Annotated in this window: 6 protein-coding genes; 4 read left to right on the top strand and 2 right to left on the bottom strand. The window is 61.0% G+C overall.

All coding sequences use genetic code 11. From position 1 onward, the window contains the following. Nucleotides 1-75 precede the first annotated feature (75 nt). Nucleotides 76-1,371 (top strand): HEAT repeat domain-containing protein, encoded by a 1,296-nt coding sequence (locus FLM9_RS02125; RefSeq protein WP_074457034.1) that lies wholly within the window; start codon nt 76-78, stop codon nt 1,369-1,371. Nucleotides 1,372-1,398: 27 nt separating this feature from the next. Here FLM9_RS02125 and FLM9_RS02120 read toward each other — a convergent pair whose 3' ends face one another. Together FLM9_RS02120 and FLM9_RS08080 are read right to left on the bottom strand one after the other, a co-directional pair. Next, a complete protein-coding gene (locus FLM9_RS02120; protein ID WP_074457036.1) occupies nt 1,399-3,927 on the bottom strand; it encodes a glycogen/starch/alpha-glucan phosphorylase in 2,529 nt (842 codons plus the stop codon). Between the two features lie 529 nt (nt 3,928-4,456). Beyond that, the gene (locus FLM9_RS08080; RefSeq protein WP_180365273.1) at nt 4,457-4,705 is read right to left on the bottom strand and encodes a hypothetical protein; all 249 of its coding nucleotides are present in this window, start codon (nt 4,703-4,705) and stop codon (nt 4,457-4,459) included. Nucleotides 4,706-4,823: 118 nt separating this feature from the next. On the opposite strand from FLM9_RS08080, the gene FLM9_RS08710 reads away from it, so the two are divergent. The 3 genes from FLM9_RS08710 to FLM9_RS02100 form a co-directional block, all read left to right on the top strand. After that, nucleotides 4,824-5,033: a zinc ribbon domain-containing protein gene (locus tag FLM9_RS08710; protein ID WP_368794368.1), complete on the top strand. Its 210-nt coding sequence runs from the start codon at nt 4,824-4,826 to the stop codon at nt 5,031-5,033. Between the two features lie 84 nt (nt 5,034-5,117). Then, a complete protein-coding gene (locus FLM9_RS02105) occupies nt 5,118-6,497 on the top strand; it encodes a cation:proton antiporter (RefSeq protein ID WP_438801322.1) in 1,380 nt (459 codons plus the stop codon). 33 nt (nt 6,498-6,530) lie between these two features. After that, the coding region (locus FLM9_RS02100) for an alpha/beta fold hydrolase (RefSeq protein WP_143324557.1) at nt 6,531-7,148 on the top strand (618 nt) is incomplete at its 3' end.

Here is a 7,148-nt window from a genome sequence, read left to right as displayed (position 1 = left end):
AGATGCACCGCTTGAGAGAAGGAATCCCCGCACTCCCAGGGCCGGGAGGAAGTCAAGGCTTGCACTAGCATCACCGTGGACCCGAACCGTTTTCAGAACCTGTTTCCAGGGCTTAGTCAGGCGGAGGCGTTGGCCACGCTGGGGAAGCCCCTGGAGGCATTGGAGGATGTGAGCGACCGCTATCTGGCTGCCGCCCACTTGGTGAATTTCCCTGATGACGAGACCATTACAGCACTGATGGCATGCGCTGCTGATGATCACCCTGCCCAGGCCCAGCGCATTGCCCGACGGAAAGCCGTGGAAAGCTTGGCCCGCCTGGGGGCCAGGCAGGCGCTGCCCGTGATTCAAAATTGCCTGGCCAGCGGGGACACCTATTTGGTGGAGAACGCCGTCTGGGCGTTGGCGGAGCTACAGGCCCAGCCCAAAGTCGTGACGGAGCCCCTGCTGCAACTGTTGCGGGATGGACGGCAGAACCGCCGGGTGGTGGCCCAAACCGTGGCCCGCCTGGGGATTCAGGAGGCCGTTGCCCCTCTGGAAGCGCTGCGGCAGGAGGAGGACCCGCTCCTGGTGGCGGCAGTCATCGCGGCCCTGGCGCGGCTGACCGGCAACAAAGACGGTCTGGCCGCCCTGGAAGACCACCTGCTCCATCCGGACGTGACCGTACGCCGTGCGGTGATTCAGGACTTGATGGATGCCCAGGCCTTCGGCGCCTTGGCGGCCATTACGGCGGCGCCGGTGTCGCCTGTGTTCCGTTTGCGGGGTGTGCGTCATCTGGCGGATCAACAGCACCAGGACGGTGTTGCCCCAGCTGGTGGTCTGCTGCCGCTGGTGGACCGGATGCTGCGGGATGATCCGGCCACCATCACCCTGGTGCATCGCTACGACACCACACCAGGCCTGGACTTTCTGGTGCAGGAACTCTATGGCACGGATTTCGGGCGTGTCTACCTGGCTGTGGCCACCCTCATTGCCGCCGCTAAAGATGCCGCCGCCAAAGCCGATACGCTGGCGGCCTTGACCCGGAGCTTTGCGGACCGGGGCTGGAACGACTATGGGGCCCACTACCACATGATCAAGCTCTTTGGCTGGCTGGGGGACCCCCAGCCGCTGCCGCTGGTGCGGGAGGCCCTGGCCAACCGCCGCCCCCAGTTTCAAAAATCACGTCCGGCGGCGGCCTTGACCCTGGCCCGTTTGGACCCCCGGCAGGCGGCGCCGGCGCTGCAGGATGCCGCCTGTGAAGGGTCGTTCTGGGAACTGCGCTACGCGGCTCTCATGGGGCTGGAGCAGTTGGGGCTGCCGGTCCCCCCGGCCACCTTGGCGGATTCGGACTGGCTGGTGGCCCTGCGGGCCAAGAGGATGGCCTGCAGATGAGCTGACCCGTAGCTGGGATGTGGCGTTTCAGGTGATCCCGGGCAATTCACACTTCACTTCTACGGGGAAAGGCTGAGCTTTCCAGATATGTGTGCAGTACTCCCGAACAGAGCGGTCCGAGGAAAAGAAGCCGTTGCGGGCACTGTTGAGCAGGGACATGCGGTTCCAGCGGGGACGATCCAGCCAGGCTCGGCTCACCTCTTCCTGGGCCCGCAGGTAGTCCTCAAAGTCGGCAAAGACAAAGAAGGGATCGTGATGGGTCAAGTTGTGGATCAGGGGCTGGAACATATCCCGATCACCATTGCTGAAGTGGCCTTGCTCCACCAGGTTCACCACCTGTTGCAACAAGGGCTGCTGGGTCAGGACGTCCCAGGGGCGGTAGCCGTGATGAAGGCTTTGCAACTCCGTTGCCGTATAGCCAAAGAGGAAGAAATTGTCCTCGCCCACCCGATCACGGATCTCCAGATTGGCGCCGTCAAGGGTGCCAACAGTGAGGGAGCCGTTCAAGGCGAATTTCATGTTGCCGGTGCCGGACGCCTCTTTCCCCGCTGTGGAGATTTGCTCGGAGAGATCTGAGGCTGGGTAGATAGACTGGCCTGTGGTGACGTTGTAATCTGGCAGAAAGAGCACCCGCAGGCGGCCATCCATATCCGGGTCGGAATTAATGGTGTCTGCAATGCCGTTGATGAAGCGGATAATCAGTTTGGCCATGTAATAGCCCGGCGCCGCCTTGCCACCGAACAGGACGGTACGGTACGGCATATGGTCAGCACAGCCCTCTTTGATGCGCACATATTGGGCTGCCACCTGAAGGGCATTGAGGTGTTGCCGTTTATATTCATGGATCCGTTTGACCTGCACGTCAAAGAGGGAGCTGGGATCCACCAGAATCCCGGTGCGGCGATGAATGATGCTGGAGAGGTTCCGCTTGGCGGCCAGGTGGGTTTGCTCCCAGCGCTCCAGGAAACTCTTGTCGTCTTGAAACGCCTCCAGCTTGCTTAGTTGATCCAGGTCCTGAATCCATCCCTCGCCAATCGCCTCGTTGAGCAACGTGCGCAGCTGGGGGTTGGCCAAGGCCAGCCAGCGCCTGGGTGTCACGCCGTTGGTGACGTTGGTGAACTTTTCCGGCCAGAGGGCTGAAAACTCCGGCATCAGGTTTGTTTTCACCAGCTCGCTGTGCAATGCCGCGACGCCGTTGACGTGGTGGGCCCCAATGGTGGCCAGGTGGGCCATGCGCACGGCCTTATCCCCGTCTTCGTCAATGATGGAGAGGGTTCTCAGAATCTGGTTGTTTCCCGGATAGCGCAGACGCACCTGCTGGAGAAAACGCCGGTTAATTTCATAGATGATTTCCAGATGTCGCGGTAGAAGGGAGGCAAACAGGGGCAGATTCCACTTTTCCAGCGCTTCAGGGAGCAGGGTGTGATTGGTGTAGGCCAGGCAACGACTGGTGATGCTCCAGGCGACATCCCATGACAGATGCTTCTCGTCAATCAGCAGCCGCATGAGTTCCGCTACGGTAATGGCGGGATGGGTGTCATTCATCTGAATGGCCCAATGCTGGGGAAACTCCTCCAGGGAGATCTGCCGCTTTTCAAAGGAGCGCAGCATGTCCTGAAGGGAGCAGCTCACAAAGAAGTGCTGCTGCTTGAGGCGCAGGCGACGACCCTCGTCAGTGCCGTCATTGGGATAAAGCACCTTGGAGAGGGTTTCAGATCCCACCTTTTCCTCGACGGCGCCGTAGTAATCGCCGATGTTGAAGGCATAGAAGTCAAAGCTTTCGGTGGCGTCAGCGCGCCAGAGGCGAAGGCGGTTGCAGGTGTTCACCTGATATCCCAGAACCGGCACATCGTGGGGAATGCCAATGGCGTGCTCCGCCGGCACCCAGCGGGAATGGTAGCGACCCTTGTCGTCGGTGTAGCTTTCCGTATGGCCGCCAAAACCCACCACACAGGCCTCATCCGGTTGGGGCAACTCCCACGGCCATCCTGCCTTCAGCCACTTGTCCGTAATTTCCACCTGCCAACCATCACGGATCAACTGGTCGAAAATGCCGAACTCGTAGCGGATGCCGTAGCCCACAGCCGGCACCTGCAAACTGGCCAGGGATTCCATGTAGCAGGCTGCCAGCCGCCCCAGGCCACCATTGCCCAGTCCAGGCTCCTCCTCCACCTCCAACACCGTGTCCGGACTCTGGACACCAAATTGCTGCAGGGCCAAAGCTGCGGCGTCTTCAATCCCCAGCATGACCAGGTTGTTGCCCAGTTGAGGACCAATGAGGAACTCTGCCGAGAGGTAAGCCACGGTCTTGCGAGGTGTTTCCCGCAGGGCCTGCTTTCCCACCAGGTAGCGCATCATCAGCCGATCCCGCACTGCATAGCTCAAGGCCATGTAGAGGTCGTGCTTGGTGGCGCTTGGCGCCAGCTTCCCGAGGGTGAAAAACAGGTGCTCGGTCATGCCGTCAAACAACTCGCTGGCCCTGAGGCCACTGCGCTCCGGATCCGCGTAGCAACCGGGCGTTGGGAGACGGAACTCTGCGGGCGTGGGATTGGTCATCTTTGAGAGGACGGTGAACAGGCGGCACCGCCTGGCTTCCGGCATTGATGCTAACCAGGACCAACCGGGCAGTTGTTAAACTCTCTCGGAAGCTTTTGGCGCCCTTGGGGACGCAGTTGTTATCGCTGCAACCCGGGTCTGGAGTTTAGTGTTAATGGAGGGGATGGTAGCCTTAATCACGTTCTGTCCTGTGAGAACTCCGCTGCTGGCCCTTGCTCATGGAGCAAAGGGCTACTGCTGAGCGGCTCCACCCCTGCTCTACTGAACCAGCGACAGTCGTTATGACCAACACTGGTTCCACTACCGCCAAGTCTGCTACCGGCTCCTGCCTGGCTCAGCAGCCAAGGCACGGCAACTCTTCGGCCCGGCGGGAGCCGGTCGATTCATCTGGAAACACTTCCTGGCCAAGCGCCAGCAGGCCTACCAACTCCACAAGGAGAATTCCGAGCAGCAGGCCAAGCCGTCCGTCAACTTCTTCTCCTTGGCCAAGGAGTTCACTGCGCTCAGGAACAATGGTGACCTCCCCTGGCTACATGCCTACTCCTTCAAAACTGTCAGAGCCGCCCTGCAGAGCTTGTCCCTGGCGTTCCAGGCGTTCTTCAGCAGTAAAGGGCATCTCCGCCTCAAAGCCAGAGGCCGTGACCAGCCTCGCTTTACGATTCCTGATGGCGTGAAGATCCAGGGTGAGCACCTCAGAATCCCCGGTCTTGGCCTGGTGAGGCGGCAGCGCCACGGCGGCAACCCCTATCCTACCCAGGGCATGACCAGAAGCGCCCAAGGGACCGTGGCCTCACCTGGTCGCAATGTTCAACAGAAAGCAGGGCTGAACCGCTCCGTCTTGTCCACGGGTTGGAGTGAGATGGGGGAAATACTCGGCTACAAAACTCGAGTTGTACATGTCAACCCTGCCTACACCTCACCAGAGGTGCTGTCCCTGTGGACAGGTGGACAAGGCCTCAAGACGGAGCCAGTCCACTTTCCACTGCACAAGCTGCGGTTGCCAGGCTAATGGGGACCTGAACGCAGCGCAGAATATCCCGGCCTCCGGGGTTGGGGCTGCTGCACAGGGAGAGGCGTTCTCGCGCTTAGACCTCGACGATCCGTGAAACTGGTCCTGGTCACTCTTGTGACTCATGGTCATAATCCCCTTAATGAACCATCTCAGCTAATCGTCTCCAACTGTGACCCCGATGATGCCCATGCTCCAGGCCCTGTCCTGGGGACTGCCACTGCACCCGCTGGTGGTGAGCGCCCATGACAAGGAATCTGCCGAGACTCTTCTGGGCGCTGCCGAATTCGTGGTGATTTTTCTGGCGGCCCGGCTCCTTGCAGAAGTGCTTGTCCGCCTCAGCCTGCCCACATTGATCGGGGAGTTGGTGGCTGGCGTCATCATTGGCGCTTCCGGTCTCCACCTGGTGCTTCCCCCCGAGATCCAGACCAACATCAGCGCCAACCTGCTGCATCTGGTGAGTGGCCTGTCTTCGGTCTCCAAGGAGGTGGTGGACACGGTCTACTCAGAAACCGCGGTTAAACTGGCTAGCTTCGCCCAGGTGGGTCTGTATGCCCTCCTGTTTCTCACGGGCCTGGAAAGCGACTTGAATCAACTGCTCAAGGTAGGTGTGCGGGCCTTGAGCGTTGCCACCGTCGGTGTTGTCCTGCCCTTTGCAGGAGGCGCCTTGGGGCTGATTTATCTCTTTGATGTTCCCGTGATTCCGGCTGTCTTTGCCGGTGCAGCCCTGACCGCCACCAGTATCGGCATCACCGCCAAGGTGTTCGGCGAGCTCAAGTACCTGAAAACCAGCGAAGGGCAGACGGTGATTGGCGCCGCGGTGCTGGACGACATTCTGGGCATCGTGATCCTGGCGGTGGTGGCCAAGTTGGCAACAGGTGGTTCCCTGGCCGCAGCGCCCATCCTCAAGCTGCTGCTGGCCGCAGTGGCGTTTGTGGTCGTTTCCCTGTTCCTGAGCCGCACTGCCGCCCCCTGGTTTGACCGACTGGTGGACGCCCTGGAGGCTCCGGGAGAGAAAATTGTCTGTGGCGTTATCGTGCTGGCTCTGGGCTGTTTTGTTGCCACAGCCATTGGCCTGGAGGCGGTGCTTGGGGCATTCGCAGCAGGCCTGGTGCTGAGTAGTTCCAAACACGTCCATGAACTCACAGCCCTGACCGAGCCCATCGTGGCCCTCTTTGCCACCCTTTTCTTTGTGATGATCGGCACGGGCTTTGATTTCTCGGTGATCAATCCACTGAATCCGGACAACCACAGCGGTCTTGTGATGGCTGGCTTCCTGCTCGCCGTGGCCATCCTGGGCAAGATGGCCACGGGCTGGGCCTACTGGAGCAAGGAAAAAACCAATCGCCTGGCTGTGGGTTTGGGGATGATGCCGCGGGGAGAAGTGGGACTAGTCTTCCTGGCCCTGGGAGGGAGCACCCACGTGCTCAGTAGCAACCTGGAGGCGGCAATTCTTCTGATGGTGATTGGCACCACCTTCCTAGCGCCCCTGCTGCTGCGCCTAGTGCTCCCCGATACGGATGGCGGTGACTCCAAACTGGTGAACGCCGCCTCGTCCTAAGGCTTTTCTTCGTCCCCTGTACCGCTGCACGCCATGACCGTGATTCGTTCAAAGTCCCCAGCGACCCGGCCGGCATCGCGGCCGGCCGGCGGCGCGGCGACACACCCTGTTGGCACCACCAGTCACCGTTGGCAGTTTCGAGGGCAGTCCATCCACTGTCTGAGGGCAACACCCCAAGACCAGAGTGCGGTGAGGGACAGCCAGAGGCGGCCACCCCTGGTGCTGGTTCACGGCTTTGGTGCCAGCACCCAGCATTGGCGCCACAACATTCCCTGTCTCGCTCAACAGTACGAGGTCCATGCCTTTGACCTGCTGGGCTTTGGTCGCAGCGCCAAGCCCGCGGACCTGGCGCTGGACACCACCTTCTGGCGAGACCAGCTTCTGGACTACGCCAGGGAGCGGGTGGGGCGACCGGCGGTGTTCGTGGGCAACTCCCTCGGGGGATACGTGGCCCTTCGGGCGGCGGCGGCTCAGCCCCATGCCAGCGCCGGCGTGGTTCTGCTCAATCCCATGGGACGATTTCGCTGTGAGCAAGCCAGGACGACGGGGAACAGGCCCTTCTCCTGGGTCGCCAATGGTCTTGGGGCCATGGGGCTGGCCCTTCTCAAAACCCGGGTCTTCCAGAGGCTGTTGTTCGAGAACCTGCGGCGC

The sequence above is a fragment of the Candidatus Synechococcus spongiarum genome, from assembly GCF_900047545.1.
Taxonomy (GTDB): Bacteria; Cyanobacteriota; Cyanobacteriia; order PCC-6307; family Cyanobiaceae; genus Synechococcus_B; species Synechococcus_B spongiarum_C.
This window is presented reverse-complemented; position numbering and strand designations above follow the sequence as displayed.

Excerpts from the sequence above, each read along its gene's own strand:
- FLM9_RS02120 (WP_074457036.1), bottom strand. The coding sequence starts at position 3,927 with ATGACCAATCCCACGCCCGCAGAGTTCCGTCTCCCAACGCCCGGTTGC.
- FLM9_RS08710 (WP_368794368.1), top strand. The coding sequence starts at position 4,824 with ATGTCAACCCTGCCTACACCTCACCAGAGGTGCTGTCCCTGTGGACAG.
- FLM9_RS02105 (WP_438801322.1), top strand. The coding sequence starts at position 5,118 with ATGATGCCCATGCTCCAGGCCCTGTCCTGGGGACTGCCACTGCACCCG.